12 protein-coding genes are annotated in these 15,995 nt (G+C 63.6%); 7 read left to right on the plus strand and 5 right to left on the minus strand.

Annotation, left to right across the window (positions count from 1 at the left end):
• Window positions 1-191 precede the first annotated feature (191 nt).
• From F4X08_01450 to rsmG, 7 genes are all read left to right on the plus strand, one after another.
• Entirely contained in the window at window positions 192-326 is a 135-nt protein-coding gene (locus tag F4X08_01450; GenBank protein ID MYD24468.1) for a 50S ribosomal protein L34, read from the plus strand.
• A 32-nt stretch (window positions 327-358) separates the two neighbouring features.
• On the plus strand, window positions 359-730 hold the full coding sequence (gene rnpA, locus F4X08_01455; GenBank protein ID MYD24469.1) for a ribonuclease P protein component: 372 nt from the start codon (window positions 359-361) through the stop codon (window positions 728-730).
• Complete coding sequence (yidD, locus tag F4X08_01460; protein MYD24470.1) at window positions 715-996, plus strand: membrane protein insertion efficiency factor YidD; 282 nt, start codon at window positions 715-717, stop codon at window positions 994-996. The genes rnpA and yidD overlap by 16 nt, the downstream gene beginning before the upstream one ends.
• A 39-nt stretch (window positions 997-1,035) precedes the next feature.
• Window positions 1,036-2,835: a membrane protein insertase YidC gene (gene yidC, locus F4X08_01465; GenBank protein ID MYD24471.1), complete on the plus strand. Its 1,800-nt coding sequence runs from the start codon at window positions 1,036-1,038 to the stop codon at window positions 2,833-2,835.
• 87 nt (window positions 2,836-2,922) lie between these two features.
• The gene (gene mnmE, locus F4X08_01470) at window positions 2,923-4,305 is read left to right on the plus strand and encodes a tRNA uridine-5-carboxymethylaminomethyl(34) synthesis GTPase MnmE (GenBank protein ID MYD24472.1); all 1,383 of its coding nucleotides are present in this window, start codon (window positions 2,923-2,925) and stop codon (window positions 4,303-4,305) included.
• 27 nt (window positions 4,306-4,332) lie between these two features.
• The gene (gene mnmG, locus F4X08_01475) at window positions 4,333-6,270 is read left to right on the plus strand and encodes a tRNA uridine-5-carboxymethylaminomethyl(34) synthesis enzyme MnmG (protein ID MYD24473.1); all 1,938 of its coding nucleotides are present in this window, start codon (window positions 4,333-4,335) and stop codon (window positions 6,268-6,270) included.
• 1 nt (window position 6,271) lies between these two features.
• Entirely contained in the window at window positions 6,272-6,925 is a 654-nt protein-coding gene (gene rsmG / locus F4X08_01480; protein ID MYD24474.1) for a 16S rRNA (guanine(527)-N(7))-methyltransferase RsmG, read from the plus strand.
• A gap of 182 nt (window positions 6,926-7,107) precedes the next feature.
• On the opposite strand, the gene F4X08_01485 is transcribed toward rsmG, so the two are convergent.
• The 5 genes from F4X08_01485 to carB form a co-directional block, all read right to left on the minus strand.
• Window positions 7,108-8,349 carry a molybdopterin molybdotransferase MoeA gene (locus F4X08_01485; GenBank protein MYD24475.1) on the minus strand — a complete coding sequence of 414 codons (1,242 nt, stop codon included), beginning with the start codon at window positions 8,347-8,349 and terminating at the stop codon, window positions 7,108-7,110.
• Window positions 8,350-8,371: 22 nt separating this feature from the next.
• On the minus strand, window positions 8,372-9,643 hold the full coding sequence (locus F4X08_01490; protein MYD24476.1) for a molybdopterin molybdotransferase MoeA: 1,272 nt from the start codon (window positions 9,641-9,643) through the stop codon (window positions 8,372-8,374).
• Window positions 9,644-9,717: 74 nt separating this feature from the next.
• Window positions 9,718-11,397, minus strand: a complete 1,680-nt coding sequence (locus F4X08_01495; GenBank protein MYD24477.1) for an aminopeptidase P family protein — start codon at window positions 11,395-11,397, stop codon at window positions 9,718-9,720.
• Window positions 11,398-11,435: 38 nt separating this feature from the next.
• Entirely contained in the window at window positions 11,436-12,647 is a 1,212-nt protein-coding gene (gene argJ, locus F4X08_01500) for a bifunctional glutamate N-acetyltransferase/amino-acid acetyltransferase ArgJ (protein MYD24478.1), read from the minus strand.
• 2 nt (window positions 12,648-12,649) lie between these two features.
• A complete protein-coding gene (gene carB / locus F4X08_01505) occupies window positions 12,650-15,889 on the minus strand; it encodes a carbamoyl-phosphate synthase large subunit (protein MYD24479.1) in 3,240 nt (1,079 codons plus the stop codon).
• Window positions 15,890-15,995 lie beyond the last annotated feature (106 nt).

A 15,995-nucleotide genomic window follows, 5' to 3' on the forward strand; every position in this document is an offset into this window, starting at 1 on the left:
CGGCAGGCGGAAACGTTGCGGGTCGTATCTTCATCTTAGTATGTATGGTGAGTGGGGTGCTGTCAAGAGAATATCTCGAAAAGATTTGCTACCCGGGACCGACCAAAAACAACTTGACTTTAACGCGCTCCGGGGGTAATATGGAGGGCTGTTGTTTTTGCGAAAACAGGTAGAAAAAACGGGAGTAAACGATGAAGCGGACCTTTCAGCCGAGCAATCTCAAGCGGCACCGCAGGCACGGGTTTCGTCGAAGGATGAGCACCAGGGCGGGACGGTTGATTCTGAACCGCCGACGAGCCAAGGGAAGGGTACGCGTTGCCGTTTAGGCGCCGCCCGAACGCGGCAGGACCGATGCATCATGGCCGCCGGTTCCCGACGTTTTCCCCACGACGAACGCATGAGACACCGGTGGGAGTTCGAACGGGTCAGGAAATGCGGACTGACCGTCCGCGGACGTTCGATGACCCTGTCTCTGGCCGCGTGTCCGGACCGGCTTGAGCGCCGGGTAGGTTTCATCGTGACCCGGCACTACGGCGGTGCGGTCAGGCGTAACCTGGTCCGCCGGAGAATGCGGGAGATCTACCGGTTGAACAGGTGCCGCCTGAAGAGGGGGGTGCACTTGGTGCTTATCGCCCGCAGTCCCGGCCGGGAATGGACCTACCGCCAGATGAACGAAGAGTTCCTGTCCCTCTACCGTACCGCGGTGACACGCTTATGTGGAAACGGCTGACCAGGGCAATCACGGCCACGCTCGTCTGGGGCGTCCGCGGCTATCGGCTCGCAGTCTCCCCGCTCCTCCCGCCAAGCTGCAGGTTTACCCCCACCTGTTCGAATTACGCCATCGAAGCACTGGAACGCAAGGGCCTGTTCACCGGGGTCCGCATGGCCGCGTGGCGGCTGCTGCGCTGCCATCCCTTTCACCCGGGCGGCTACGATCCGGTGGAGCGACCGGACGGGCCGGCTGGAACTGGCGGATCTGGCGGACCACGCGATTAGCCGCAGGCCACGGCTTGAAACCCCGGAATCACAACGACCATGGAAAAACGGGTACTCGGCGCATTCGGACTGATCATACTGACCTGGATCGGTTACTACTACATAATATACCCCATGTACGCGCCCCAGCGTCCTGCCCAGGTCGACCGGGTGGTCCCGCAGGGGCAGCCGGGGGATTTCGCGACCGGGGACGATCCCGCGGGCGCCTACCCTCCAGTCGAGACACCCGGACAGGCTTTCGACGCGCCGCAGGATGCCACAGGGCCGTCTTTTGACGCGCCGCCGGACGCCGCCGTAACCGAGCCCGGGCGGACGCCGCCTCCCCGCATCGAAGATCGCCCCCGGCAGGACGTGGCCGCGGACAGCTGGGACCGATCCGAGCGCGTGTTGTTTCTCCCCCCGGTCGAAGGCACGCCGGCGCCCCGTGAAATCGTCGTCGAAAACCAGTACTTCCGGGGTGTGATCAATACGATGGGCGGTGTGATAACCAGCTGGAAACTCAAGGGTTACAGGGGAATCGGCGGGGAAGAAGTGGAACTCGTCCCCCCCGATCGGGAGTCCGGCCCCGACATCGTGCTTACCACGGAGCGGGGGCCCCGCAGCACCCGCGCCCTGCGCTTCGCCGCGGACCGCGACGCGGTCGTGCTGGGTCCCGGACAGTCCTCGGGATCCGTGACGCTGACGGCCGACGCGCCGGGAGGCCTGACCATCACCAAGGCCTTCGTCATCAACCGGGACGATTACGCCGTGGATCTCCAGGTGCGGATCGACGGCGGACAGGACCTGGCCCTGGGCAGCAAGTACTATCTCCGGTGGGGCGGCGGGATCAACGTGACGGAGCAGGACTGGGACCAGGATCTGTATGCCTTCAGGGGATTCGCCTCGCTCAACGATACGGTGATCGACGAAGACCTCGGGACCGAGTTCGAAGATCCGCGGCCCGAGACCACGGGAGAGACCCACTGGGTCGGCGTGCGAAGCAAATACTTCTTCACCGCCATGGTGCCGGTGGACCGAAAGGCCAGGGGATACCGGCTGAACGGCCGGCCCGTGCAGCGCCCCCAATACGACGACCGGCAGATCGCCGTGGAACTGTCCATGGGACTCGCGTCACCCCTGGTGGACAACTTCCTCCTCTATCTCGGCCCGGTCCACTACGATACCCTGGAAAGTTACGGATACGGCCTCGAGGGCGCCGTCGATCTCGGTTGGACGATCATTCAACCGATCAGCCGGATCACGCTCATTTCCCTGGTCTGGCTGCACCAGTTCATCACCAATTACGGCGTCGTGATCATCGTGCTCTCCATCATCGTGAAGATCCTGCTCTTTCCCCTGACCCACAAGAGCATGAAGGCCACGCAGGGCATGGCCGCGCTCCAGCCGAAGATGGAATCGCTCAAGGAGAAGCACAAGAACGACTCGACCAAGCTTAACCAGGAGATGATGAAGCTGTACCGGGACGCGGGGGTGAACCCGCTGGGCGGCTGCCTGCCGCTGCTGCTGCAGATGCCGATCCTCATCGCGCTCTACACCATCTTCAGCAGCACGATCGAACTGCGGGACGCGCCTTTCATCGGGTGGATCCAGGACCTGTCCCTCCGGGACCCGTACTACGTGCTGCCCGTCCTCATGGCGGCCACGATGCTGATCCAGTCCAAGATGACGATGAAAGACCCCCGGCAGGCCATGTTCGTCTACATCATGCCCGCGGTGCTGTTCTTCATCATGATGAACCTGCCTTCCGGACTGATCCTGTACTGGACCATGATCAACGTGCTGACCATCGTGCAGCAGGCCTTTCAAAACCGGTTCTTCCCCGTTCAACCCGCCAAGTGACGCACCCAAAGGGCACCGCCGCAGGCACCGGGCCCAAGGGCACCGACCCGCAGTGCACCGGGCGCGGCAGCAAGCCTCGTTAACCCCATGACCTCGCAGGCCCCGAACGATACCATTGCCGCGATCGGAACGCCGCCCGGCGAGGGCGGACTGTGCGTGGTGCGCATGAGCGGTCCCGACACTTTCGCCATCGCCGACCGGGTGTTCGGAGGCACCAGCCGGCCTTCCGAGTGCGGGACCCACACCATCCATCACGGCCACGTCATCGATCCCCGGAGCCACGAGCGGGTCGATGAAGTGCTCATGTCCGTATTCAGGTCGCCCCGTACCTACACCCGGGAGGACCTGATCGAGTTCAGCGGCCACGGCGGCATGGTTCCGGGCGGGATGATCCTGGACGTCCTGATCAGGTCGGGCGCCCGGCTGGCGGAGCCGGGGGAGTTTACAAAGCGCGCCTTTCTCAACGGAAGGATCGACCTGCTGCAGGCGGAAGCGGTGGGCGAGTTGATCCGGGCGCGGACCGATGCCTGCGCGCGGGCGGCCCTCAGGCAGCTGAACGGGACCTGCTCGCAACAGATCGACGAATTCAGGATCAAATTAATACAAATAATTGCATATATTGAAGTTACGCTTGATTTCACCGAGGAGGGCATCCCCGATATGACGCCGCGGACCTTCCTCGACCAGCTCCGACCCGTCCGGGAAGCGCTCGGCCGACTCATCAAGTCTTCCCACGAAACGCGCGTACTGAGGGACGGGGTCCGGGTCGCGTTGCTCGGCAAGCCGAACGTGGGGAAGTCCAGTCTGCTCAACATGCTTACGGCGCGTGACCGGGCGATCGTGCATCCGGAATCGGGGACGACGCGGGACACCATCGAGGAAAGCGTCGACATCGAGGGCGTGCCCGTTGTCTTCGTGGATACGGCGGGTATCCGGAAGACCTCGAACCGGGTGGAACAGCAGGGCGTTATCCGGTCGCGCACGGAACTGGAACAGGCCGATATCCCGCTGGCCGTCTTCGACGCCACAAGCCCGCCGGACGACGACGACCGGCAACTGGTGAAGATGTTGTCCGGGCGGACCGCCGTGTTTATATTCAACAAGTGCGACCTGGATGCTTACGATCCGGACGCATACCTGGAATTGACCGCGGGCGGCCGGTGGATCCGAACCTCGGCAAAGCACGGCGAGGGTCTGGAGAATCTCAGGGAAGCGATTCTCCAGACCGCGCGGTTCGATCCCGCCGGTTTCGAGTCGGGACTCGTCGTCAATGCTCGTCAGGGCGAGCTGCTTGACCAGGCGAAAACGAGTCTTGACCGGGGTATCGGGGTACTGGAAGAAGGGCTCGGCGCCGAAATGGCCGCCGTCGATCTGAGGGAATGCGTGCACCGGCTGGGTGTACTCGTGGGAAAGGAAATCGGCGATGCGGTACTCGATCATGTGTTCTCCAGGTTCTGCATCGGGAAATGATGTTCCACGTGGAACAGGGACCGGGTAATGGCTGAAAACGAACGGCTGACATCGGTTGAAGTCCTCGTCATCGGCGGAGGCCACGCCGGATGCGAAGCCGCCCTGGCTTCGGCGAGAATGGGCGTAAAGACGGCGCTCGTAACCCTCGATGCTTCGAAGATCGGGCAGATGTCCTGCAATCCTTCCATCGGCGGCCTGGGCAAGGGACAGCTCGTGAGGGAGGTCGACGCGCTCGGCGGGGAGATGGGCAAGGCCGCGGACGCGACGGCCGTGCAGGTCAGGATGTTGAACACGCGCAAGGGTCCGGCGGTACAGTCTCTGAGATCCCAGAATGACCGCGTGGCATACCGGGATTATATGCAGCGGGTCATCGGGGAAACGCCGAACCTGACGGTAGTGGAAGGCGAGGTCGCGTGCCTGGACGTCGACCAGCGCTGCGTGACGGGGATCCGGACCAACGATGGGCGCGCCATATCTTGCCGTGCCGTGGTCGTGGCTTCAGGCACTTTTCTGAACGGCGTCATGCATCGGGGCGCGAGCAGTTCCTCCGGAGGACGTCTGGGAGAAAGGGCGGCCACGGAGCTGTCCGACTCCCTGCGGGATCTGGGGTTCGACATCGGCCGGCTGAAAACCGGCACGCCGCCCAGAGTAGATGGTAAATCCATAGATTACAATGAGTTGGAAATCATTGCGGGCGATGAGCTTCCCGAGCATTTCTCCCAGGAAAGGCTGTCACCGGCCGATGAGCAACTGCCCTGCTACCTGACCTTCACGAACGCCCGGACCCACGACATCATCCGTTCCGCCCTGGATCAGTCGCCCATGTACTCCGGCCGGATCACCGGCCGCGGTCCCAGGTACTGTCCATCCGTCGAAGACAAGATCGTACGGTTCCCTGATCGGGACAATCACCAGATCATCCTGGAACCCGAGGGGTGGAATACCGACGAGGTATACGTAAACGGCTTCTCCACCAGCCTTCCGGAACCGGTGCAGGACCGGGCGCTGCACACGATAAAAGGCCTGGAGAAGGCGGAGATCCTTCAGTTCGGATACGCCGTCGAATACGATTTTATCCCTCCCGAAAACCTGACACGTTCCCTGGAAACGCGCCAGGTAGACGGGCTGTTCCTCGCGGGTCAGATCAACGGTACCACGGGCTATGAGGAGGCCGCGGCACAGGGTATACTGGCCGGCATCAATGCCGCGCTGAAGGTCGGTAAACGCCCGGCGTTTACCCTCGACCGGGGAGAGGCTTACATTGGCGTGATGGTCGACGATCTCATCACGAAGGGAGCGGACGAACCTTACCGGATGTTCACTTCGCGTGCGGAGTACCGCCTGCTGTTGCGGCACGACAACGCGGATATGCGCCTGTCGGACCGGGCCTTCGAGATCGGTGTGATTTCAAGAGAACGTCACGAGGCCACAGTAACCCGTCGCCAGCTGGTGGAATCGGAATCAAACCGGCTGAAAGGGGAATACGTGGCTCCGGACCGGATAAACCCCATACTCGAGACCAGGTTCTCGACGCCGGTATCGGAGCCGGTGTCCCTGCACAAGCTGCTGTCCCGCCCGGAGATACAGTATTCCGACCTCTATACCGTAGACCCGGATCCCATGGACCATGAACCGTCTGTCATCGGCCAGATTCAGACAACGGTCAAATACGCCGGGTACCTCGAACGCCAGCACAAGGAAATTGAACGCATGCGGTCCTGGGAATCCCGTGCGATCCCCGGGGAATTCGATTACGCTTCCATCCGGGCCATGTCCCACGAAGCACGTGAAAAGCTGGCCATCATCCGGCCGGCAAACGTGGGGCAGGCGTCGCGGATCCCGGGCGTAACACCCGCCGATCTGTCCATCCTCGTCGTACATCTCGAACGCTTTACGGCGAAGTCCCGCACCGAAAAGTCCAGCCCCGAGAACCAGGTGTTCCACGTGGAACATACCAAGACATGACATGGACACTTTCGAGCATTTCGTCCATGGTATGGAGAATCTCGGTCATCGGCTTGACGCCCGTAAAATCGGGGCATTCGAGCGATACCTGTACGAAATCCTGCGTGTAAACCACGTACTCCGCATCATATCCACGAACGATCTGGAACGCATACCTTCGCGCCATTTTTGCGATTCGCTCATGCCCGCACTGAAGGGTGTCCTGCCCACGGGCGGCGTGATCGTGGACATCGGAAGCGGTGGCGGTTTCCCCGGGATACCCCTCGCCATTTTCGTGCCTGGAACACGCTTTGTTGCGGTCGAATCAAATCAGAAGAAGTGCGCTTTTCTGAAGTTGGCACGGCGTGCGTTGTCGCTGGATAATCTGAATGTCTGCAATATACGGATAGAGCAATTACCGGAACGTGCGCCGGATGGCATGTATGACGGCGCGGTGGCGCGGGCGGTCAGTTCTATCGGCCAACTCGTGGAATGGAGTAGTCCCGTCTTGAAACCCGGAGGGAAGCTGGTCTGCTACAAGGGGCCCGGTCCGGAGGAAGAGATCGAATCGGCTGCATCGATCATGGAGGCGCAGGGCATGGTATGGGAAGCTATCGTTCCATACGAAGAAGGGGTTGTTAGCTCTCCTACCCTCGTGGTGCTTAAGAAAGTGTGAGATGGTAGACCGTTGATTCAGGAAGGGTTATCGTATCGAAAAATTATCGTCAGATGGCAAGAAACCCGCCGATGAAACAGGCTACCCCTTCCCCGATCGCCCCATGTGGAAGGTATACGGATATACATAATAATATACGTATTTATGAAGCGAATTTGAAAATGCCGTAAGTTATATAATTATCAGTAGTTACGATCAGCAGAGAGCCCGCTGTAACCCCCGAGTAACATGACCTCGATTTCCTGGCCGGCCGGCATGAATTCCTGATCTTCGTGACTTACGGCCAACCCGTCGGCGATGGACATGGATCTCAGAATGCCTGAGCCCTGCGCGCCGGTACGCGACGCGAAGTATTGGTCTCCCCGCTTCTGGAGGGTCACGCGAATGAACTGTTTGCGTCCAAGCGATTTCGTCAGGTCTTCCAGCAGGCGTGCCTTGATCGTGGGGCGGAAGATACGGGTGTATCCCTGCATCGTGAGCAGGGCGGGACGCATGAAGAGCTCGAAGGTAACCATGGAGGCTACCGGGTTGCCGGGCAGGCCGAATACGATGGTGTCGTCAATTGAACCGAAGGCGAGGGGGCGACCGGGCGTCATGGACACCTTCCAGAAGGCCATGGAGGTGCCGACGGCCTCGAGGGCGGCCTTGACGTAGTCGTATTCTCCCACCGAGACCCCGCCCGAGGTGATGACCGCGTCCGCAAGGAGTCCGTCGCGCAGCGCCTCTTCGAGCGCTTCCTGGGTATCGGGAATGATGCCCAGCCGCAGGGGTATGCCGCCGGCGTCCGCCACCAGCGCGGAAAGGGCGTATCCGTTGCTGTCCACGATCTTGCCGTCCTCGAGGGGTTCGTCCACGTCGACGATCTCGTCGCCGGTGGACAGCACGGCAACCCGCGGCCGGCGGTAGACCGTTACGTGGGAGCGGTTGGTCGAGGCCAGCAGGCCGACTTCGGCCGGCCGGATCAGCATGCCGGACGGGATGATGAGATCCCCTTCGCGGATGTCTTCGCCGGCACACCGGAGGTCCGTTCCGGGTTCCACGGCCTGGAGTATGCGTACGCGGCGCGCATCGATCCTTAGCGTGCGTTCGGCGCGGACGATGGTATCCGCGCCTTCGGGCACCGGCGCGCCCGTCATGATGTGTATCGCCTGTCCCGGTCCGACGGAACGTTTGGCCACGTATCCGGCGGGTAGGTCTTCGACGATCTCCAGTTCCGCCGGGGAATCGGGCGACGACGGTACCGTATCCGCGGCCCGCACCGCGTAGCCGTCCATGGCTGAATTGTCCCAGGGCGGCTGGTTTCTCGTGGCGTGTACGTCCTCGGCCAATACCCGGCCGCGCGCCGAGGCGATATCGACGCGCTCCACGCCGATCGGCCGGATCCGGTTCAGAATGGTGTCCCGGGCTTCGATAACGGAGATCATCGCGCGTTCCTCACGGTAAATCCTATCGGGCCTCGCCCTGTCCGGCCGCACTCTGCTCGGCCGCGCCCATCAGCAGCACCTGGACCTTGGATCCGCGGGGCACGGAGGTTACGCCCGTTTCCACGACGACGAGACCGTTGGTCCCGGTCATGGAGCTGAGCATGCCGGACCCTTGGCCCGCGACGGTCGAGGCGTAGAACCGTCCGCCGGTAGCGGTGATCCTGGCGCGCAGATAGTGCCGCCGGTCTCCGCCGGCCGTCAGATCGTTCTCGAGTTCCGCCTGGACCGTGGGCAGGCCCCAGTCATGGGGGCTGTAGCCCATCATCTTACGCATGGCGGGCCGTGCGAAGAGGAGGAAGGAGACCATGCAGGAGACGGGATTGCCCGGCAGGCCGAAGAACGGCTTCCCCTGCAGCAACCCGTAGGCGAGAGGCTTGCCAGGTTTCATCTTCACCCGCCAGAATCTCATGTCCGCGCCGAGGTCCTCCAGCACCTTTTTCACGTAGTCGTAGTCGCCCACGGAAACGCCGCCGGTGGAAAGGACGATATCCGCGCTCAGCGCCGACCGGATGGCCTTCGCGATCTCCGCTTCGCTGTCCCTGGCGATGCCCAGGTTGACCGGCCGGCCATTGCATTCCCGCACGAGCGCGGCCAGGGAATAGCTGTTGCTGTTGACGATTTTTCCCGGTACGAGCCGTTCGTCGATTTCGACGACCTCGTCGCCCGTGGAGAGGATGGCCACGGCCGGACGTCTGCGCACCGCGACCTGGGACCGTTGGAAGGCCGCCAGGAGGCCGATCTCGCCGGGACCGATTTCGGCGCCGGCGAAAAGGACCCGCTGGCCCTGTTTTACGTCTTCCCCCCGGTAGCGCACGTTCTGACCCGGCTCTACCGCCTTCAGGATCTCCACGCCATCCGCATGCTGCCTGGTGTTCTCCACCATGACGACGGCGTCCGCGCCTCCGGGGAGGAAGGCGCCGGTCATGATGCGCGAGGATTTGCCGGGAACCACGTGCGCGGACGGAACGGTGCCCGCGGGAATCTCTTCGAGGACCTCGAGGCGGCAGGGGGCGTCCTCGGATGCGCCCGACGTGTCCGTTGCTATTACGGCATAACCGTCGACGGAGGAATTATCCTGTGGCGGCACGTCGAACCTGGGCGCCACGTCTTCGGCGAGCACCCGGTCCTGGCTCTCGTACAGCGGTACGCGCTCGACGCCCGAGACGGAGACCGAATCCAGCACGATCTCCTGGGCCTCCTCCACGGTGAGCATTCGGTCCGCTGTCATGTTCATGTGTCCATCCCGGAAACCGGAGGTACGGTTTGCCGGCCGTCTGTGGGTGAAGCGCCCGGCTATCGGCCGGGTCTTCAAGGAGCGGGTTGCGCCATGAAGGCTTCGACGTCCTCGATCGACCGGGGCGTGCCTTCCGACAGCACACGGTGTCCGTCTTCAGTCACCAGCACGTCGTCTTCGATGCGCACCCCGATATTCCGGTACCGTTCGAAGGCGGGCCGTACCGCCTCGATCAGCGCCCGGTGCCGCGGGGTGTCGTCCAGGTTCTCCAGTGTGTCCTCCCGGACGTAGATGCCCGGTTCCACCGTGATCACCATGCCCGGCCTGAAGGGCATGTCCCTACCGCCCACGTCATGGACGTCCAGCCCGATCCAGTGGCTCGTGCCGTGCATGTACCACATGCGGTACTGGTTTCCCGACGTACTCGTGATCAGCCCCAGTTTCAGGAGTCCGTCCGCGATCACCTTCCGCGCCACTTCATGGACCCTGCGCATGGTCATGCCCGGCCGGACGGCGGCGACGCCCCGGGCATGGGCATCGAGGACAACCTCGTACACTTCGCGCTGGGCCTCCGAGAATACCCCGCCGACCGGAAACGTCCGCGTTACGTCTGCCGTGTAGTATCCGACGGCCGCGCCGATATCGGCCAGGACGAGTTCGCCGCTTGCGATCTCACGGTTGTTTTCCTCGTAGTGCAGGGTCGTGGCGTTGGGCCCCGAGGCCACGATGGACGGGAACCCCCAGTGCGCACCGTAGGCGCGATAAATGGAAAGAATAATGCCGTCGAGTACGGATTCGTTCAATGGTCCGCCTGGTCCGCCTGGCCCGCCCGTTCCGCCCGGTCCACTTGCCCTGCGCATGATGGCGCGCTGCGCCAGGCGGGTGATGTCGACGGCGCGTTGCAGCCGCTGCAGCTCCCAGGCCGATTTGACGACGCGCAGGTCCCGGAACAGGCCGGATGCCAATCTTACCTGGACTGCGGGAAAACGGGCGGCCTCCGAGGCGAACCGGAGGGCCCGGGGATACCGGCTCCCGTACCTGGAGCTGGCGTCGGCCAGGAGCCAGAGGGCCACGGGCGTTCCATTCTCGACGGATTCGCCGATGGCCCGGTAGTCCTCTGCGTCACCGGAGGGACGTTTTTCATAGGCCGATCCGTGGAGAACGGTCTCCACAAAGCCATCGAATTCTTCACTCGGCCAAACATGGGTGATCCCGGTCCGGCGGCGGGCTTCTTCCACCCCGATCATGTGGCCGGTCCAGATCTCACGGGCAGGGTCGCGCCTGGGGAGGAAGAGGATCTCCTTCTGGCTTCGATTCCCGGGCAGCAGCACGAGCGCGGCGCCGGGTTGGCTGATGCCGGTCAGGTAGAAGAGGTTGCTTTCCTGCCGGTAGGGATAGTTCACGTCGTTGCTGAATACCTTGGGTTCCGCCCCGAAGAGGATCATGATCCCGCCGCCCATGCCTTTGCGTATCCGTTCCCGCCTTTCCGCCAGCTCGTCCGCCGGCGCCGGCCCGGGGTCCGACGTGATCGACACGGATTCCGACTGGGCGGCGGCCGGGGAAGCCGAGGTTACGCCGTAGAGGACCATTCCCCAGAGCGCGGCAGTGAAGATCGTGCACAGCGCGGCGGAAGTAACCGGTCCGAGCTTGGTGGCGGCCGTTTGGGGTGTGGCGCGGGCCCTGCGCAAAAAGGTGCCGAGCGTGCGCAACCCGTTGCCGGCCGAAAAGTAAACAGTTTTATAAGGAGGATTCATGGGTCGGCGTCCTTGTATTCCGTGGAATCGTACGTGTATCAGGTGGTATATTCCGCATTCACGGTCACGTATTCGTGGGACATGTCGCAGGTCCACACCGTCGCCGCGCCGTCTCCCAGCCTGAGGTCGATTTCGACGGGAATTTCCTCGACGGAAAGGGCCTCCCGCATGGCCGGCTCGTCGAGGGGGAGCCCCTGGCCGTCGCGCGTCAGCTGGTGGCCGCAGAGGAACAGGTCGATCGTGTCCGGATCCGATTCGGCGTCCGCGTACCCGACGGCGCAGAGGATCCGGCCCCAGTTGGGATCGTGGCCGTAGATAGCCGTCTTAACGAGGGCGGAGTTCGCCACGCTCATGCCGATCGTCCGGGCGTCCTCGTCCGACCGGGCGCCCCGCACGCGTATCTCCACGAGTTTGGTCGCGCCTTCGCCGTCCCGGGCGATCTTCTTCGCCAGATCGGTGCAGACGTGCTCCAGCGCTTCGGCGAACCGCTCGTAGGCATCCCCGGCGGGCTGCGTGATCGGTGAATTGCCCGCAGCGCCGTTGGCCAGGATGAATACGGTGTCGTTCGTGCTCATGTCCCCGTCGACGGTGATGCAGTTGAAGGACTTGCCTACCGCCCGTCGGAGAGCCGACTTGAGGGCGCCCGGCGCGATGGCGGCGTCCGTAGTGACCACGCCGATCATCGTGGCCATGTCCGGGCAGATCATGCCCGCACCCTTGGCGATCCCGCCGACTGTCACGGCCGTACCATCGAGATCGCACCGCACCGCGCAGGTCTTGGGGACCGTGTCGGTCGTCATGATCGACTCGGCGGCGTCCGGGTCAGGACCCTGCGGCTGCCGGTCCAGCGCTTCCCGGATGCCATCGCGGATCACGTCCATGGGCAGGGGCCGGCCGATGACCCCGGTGGAAGCGACGAGGATCTCGCTCGCGGGCACGGACAGCCCCTCGGCCACCAGGGCGGCCATCTCCCGGGCGTCCGCCATGCCGGGTTCCCCGTTGCACGCATTGGCGTTGCCGCTGTTGACCACGACGGCCCGCGCCATGCCGGTCTGCAGATGGTCTTCCGAAAGGATCACCGGGGCGGCCCGCACCCGGTTCGTGGTGAACACCCCCGCCGCGGAGGCGGTCCCGCCCGCGGCGATCACCACCAGGTCCTTGCGGCTGCCCTTCGGACTGTTGATGCCGCAGCCCGCCGTGTTGGCCAGGAACCCCTTCGGAGCCAGTACGCCGCCGTCTGCCGTCTGCATGGTCAAACCCTCGCTTCCTTCAATGTCTCGTGCCACTCCTGCAGGCTCTTCACCGAGATCTCGCGCCCCTCGTTCTTGAGCGCCTGGATGGCCTTGACCGCGGACCAGGCCGCCGAGAGCGTGGTGATGCAAGGGATGTTCGCCTCGATGGCCGCGCGGCGGATCATGTAGTCGTCGTCCCGCGCGCTCTTGCCCAGGGGCGTGTTGATGATGAGTTGGATGTCGCTCCGCCGGATGTGGTCCACGATGTGTGGTTCGCCTTCCCAGACCTTGTTGACCCGGACCACCGCCAGGCCGGCGTCCTCCAGCGTGCGGCCGGTGCCGCTCGTCGCCATGATCGTGAAGCCCAGCATATCGAGTTCCCGGGCGATGTCCACGACGTTCTCGTGGTCGAAGGCGTTGACGCTGACCAGGACGGTGCCGGTCAGGGGCAGGGAGCCGCCCGCCGCGCTCTGCCCCTTGGCGAAGGCGATACCCGGTTCTTCGTAGATGCCCATGACCTCGCCGGTCGACTTCATTTCGGGTCCGAGCAGGCTGTCCGACCCCGCGAATTTCACGAAGGGCAGCACGACCTCCTTCACCGAGGCGTAGGGCGGGATGATCTCCTCGGTGAACCCGAGATCGCGCAGTGTCTTCCCGGCCATGACCCGGGCCGCGAGCTGGGCCAGCGGCACGCCGATGGCCTTGGACACGAAGGGTATCGTCCGCGAGGCGCGCGGGTTGACCTCCAGCACGTAGACGACGTCGTTCTTTATGGCGTACTGCACGTTGATCAGGCCGACGACCTTGAGGCTTCTCGCCAGGGCGTGGGTGTAGTTCCTCATGGTGTCGATATGCATGGGCTTGACCATGTAGGGCGGCAGCACGCAGGCGCTGTCTCCGGAATGGATGCCCGCTTCCTCGATGTGTTCCATGATCCCGCCCAGGACGACGTCCGTCCCGTCGGAGATGGCGTCCACGTCGTACTCGAAGGCGTCCTCGAGGAATTTGTCGATGAGGATGGGATGCTCGGGGGAGACGTGGACGGCGGTCCGCATGTAGCTTTGCAGGGAGTCGTCGTCGTAGACCAGGGCCATGTTGCGCCCGCCAAGGACGTAGGAAGGCCGCACCAGCACGGGGTAACCGATCTCGCCCGCCACCTCGCGGGCCTCTTCGAAGGAGAAGACCGTCCCGTGGGGCGGATGGGGGATGCCCAGCGCCTTCGTCAGGGCGCCGAACCGCTTGCGGTCCTCGGCCAGGTCGATGCTGTCGGGCGAGGTGCCGATGATGGGCACGCCCGCGCGCTCGAGCGGCAGGGCCAGCTTGAGGGGCGTCTGACCGCCGAACTGGACGATCACGCCGTCCGGCTTTTCCGTCTCGACGATGTTCATCACGTCTTCGAAGGTGAGGGGCTCGAAGAACAGCCGGTCCGAGATGTCGTAATCGGTGCTCACGGTCTCCGGGTTGCTGTTGACCATGATCGTCTCGTATCCGTCCTCCTTCAGCGCCATGACCGCCTGCACGCAGCAGTAGTCGAACTCGATCCCCTGGCCGATGCGGTTCGGCCCGCCGCCCAGGATCATAATCGTCTTCCGCGTCTTGGGCCGGGTCTCGTTCTCAGTCTCGTAGGTCGAATAGTAATAGGGCGTCATGGCCTCGAACTCGGCCGCGCAGGTGTCGACGGTCTTGAACACGGCGTCTACGCCCGACTCGAGGCGCCGGGTGCGGACCGACCGCTCGTCGCTACCGGTCAGGTGGGCGATCTGCATGTCGGAGAAACCGGCCTGCTTGGCCTTGTGCAGCAGGTTCCGGGGCATGGACCCGTTCCGGTGCGCGCCGATTTCGCCCTCGAGATCGACGATGTCCCTCAGGTTGTGCAGGAACCAGGGATCGACGCCGGTAAGCGCATAGATCTCGTCGACGGGCATGCCGAGCTGGAGGGCGGTCTTGATCTGGAAGATGCGCTCCGCCGTGGGCCGGGTCATCTGCTCCCTGAGATCGTCCAGCACGCCGTCCACCGCGTCCTTCCCGTCCGCGCCGAGGCCGTGGCGGTCGATCTCCAGGCCCCTGAGCCCTTTCTGGACCGCTTCCTTGAAGGTCCGACCGATGGCCATGGTCTCGCCCACCGACTTCATCTGCGTGCCGAGCTGGGTGTCGGCGTTGGGAAATTTCTCGAATGCCCACCGCGGGATCTTCACCACCACGTAGTCGATGGTGGGTTCGAAGGATGCCGGGGTTTCGCGGGTAATGTCGTTCGGGATCTCGTCCAGCGTATATCCGACCGCCAGTTTCGCGGCGATCTTGGCAATGGGGAAGCCCGTGGCCTTGGAAGCCAGGGCCGAGCTGCGAGACACGCGCGGGTTCATCTCGATGGCCAGGATGCGGCCGTCCTCCGGGCTGACGGCGAACTGGATGTTCGATCCGCCCGTCTCCACGCCGATTTCCCGGATCACCTTGATCGAGGCGTCCCGGAGCGCCTGGTATTCCTTGTCCGTGAGCGTCTGCGCGGGCGCGACCGTGATGCTGTCGCCGGTGTGCACGCCCATGGGGTCGAAATTCTCGATGGAGCAGATGATCACCACGTTGTCGGCCAGGTCGCGCATGACCTCGAGTTCGTATTCCTTCCAGCCGATGACCGACTCCTCGATCAGCACCTCGGTGATGGGACTGGTGGACAGGCCCCATTCGACGGCCTCGGCGTAATCCGATTCGCTGCGCGCGATGCTACCGCCCGCGCCGCCCAGGGTGAAAGCCGGCCGGATGATGGCGGGGAAGCCCGTATTCTTCACCAGTTCCCAGGCCTCTCCGACGGTCCGCGCGAAGCCGCCCCGGGGCACTTCCAGGCCGATGCGCTCCATGGCCTGCTGGAACAGTTCCCGGTCCTCTGCCATCTTGATCGCTTCGAGCTTGGCGCCGATGAGTTCGACCCCGTAGCGGTTCAGCGTGCCCGACTCGGCGAGCTCGACGGCGACGTTCAGCGCGGTCTGTCCCCCGAGCGTGGGCAGCATCACGTCGGGGCGCTCGCGCCGGATGACCTTCTCCACGTATTCCGCGGTGATGGGCTCGACGTAGGTCCGGTCCGCCATGTCCGGATCCGTCATGATCGTGGCCGGATTGCTGTTGATCAGCACGACCCGGTAGCCTTCTTCGCGGAGCGCCCGGCAGGCCTGGGTGCCGGAATAGTCGAACTCGCAGGCCTGTCCGATGACGATCGGCCCGGAGCCGATGATCAGGATGGATTCGATGTCGGTGCGTTTCGGCAAGATGACCCTCAAAGGCGCCCGCGGTGAGGCGCCTGCGGTGAAGCGCTCGCGCGTCACCAGCGTTCAGAAGGAGCAAACCGCATGAATATAAATTGAGAAGGCCCGA

Source organism: Gemmatimonadota bacterium, from assembly GCA_009841265.1.
Taxonomy (GTDB): Bacteria; JAAXHH01; JAAXHH01; order JAAXHH01; family JAAXHH01; genus JAAXHH01.

What these genes read in the sequence shown, in the direction of transcription:
- argJ (MYD24478.1), bottom strand. Translation starts at nt 12,647, where the DNA reads ATGCAGACGGCAGACGGCGGCGTACTGGCTCCGAAGGGGTTCCTGGCC.
- F4X08_01485 (MYD24475.1), bottom strand. Translation starts at nt 8,349, where the DNA reads ATGATCTCCGTTATCGAAGCCCGGGACACCATTCTGAACCGGATCCGG.
- F4X08_01450 (MYD24468.1), top strand. Translation starts at nt 192, where the DNA reads ATGAAGCGGACCTTTCAGCCGAGCAATCTCAAGCGGCACCGCAGGCAC.
- mnmG (MYD24473.1), top strand. Translation starts at nt 4,333, where the DNA reads ATGGCTGAAAACGAACGGCTGACATCGGTTGAAGTCCTCGTCATCGGC.
- mnmE (MYD24472.1), top strand. Translation starts at nt 2,923, where the DNA reads ATGACCTCGCAGGCCCCGAACGATACCATTGCCGCGATCGGAACGCCG.
- yidD (MYD24470.1), top strand. Translation starts at nt 715, where the DNA reads ATGTGGAAACGGCTGACCAGGGCAATCACGGCCACGCTCGTCTGGGGC.
- F4X08_01495 (MYD24477.1), bottom strand. Translation starts at nt 11,397, where the DNA reads ATGAATCCTCCTTATAAAACTGTTTACTTTTCGGCCGGCAACGGGTTG.
- yidC (MYD24471.1), top strand. Translation starts at nt 1,036, where the DNA reads ATGGAAAAACGGGTACTCGGCGCATTCGGACTGATCATACTGACCTGG.
- rsmG (MYD24474.1), top strand. Translation starts at nt 6,272, where the DNA reads ATGGACACTTTCGAGCATTTCGTCCATGGTATGGAGAATCTCGGTCAT.
- rnpA (MYD24469.1), top strand. Translation starts at nt 359, where the DNA reads ATGGCCGCCGGTTCCCGACGTTTTCCCCACGACGAACGCATGAGACAC.
- F4X08_01490 (MYD24476.1), bottom strand. Translation starts at nt 9,643, where the DNA reads ATGAACATGACAGCGGACCGAATGCTCACCGTGGAGGAGGCCCAGGAG.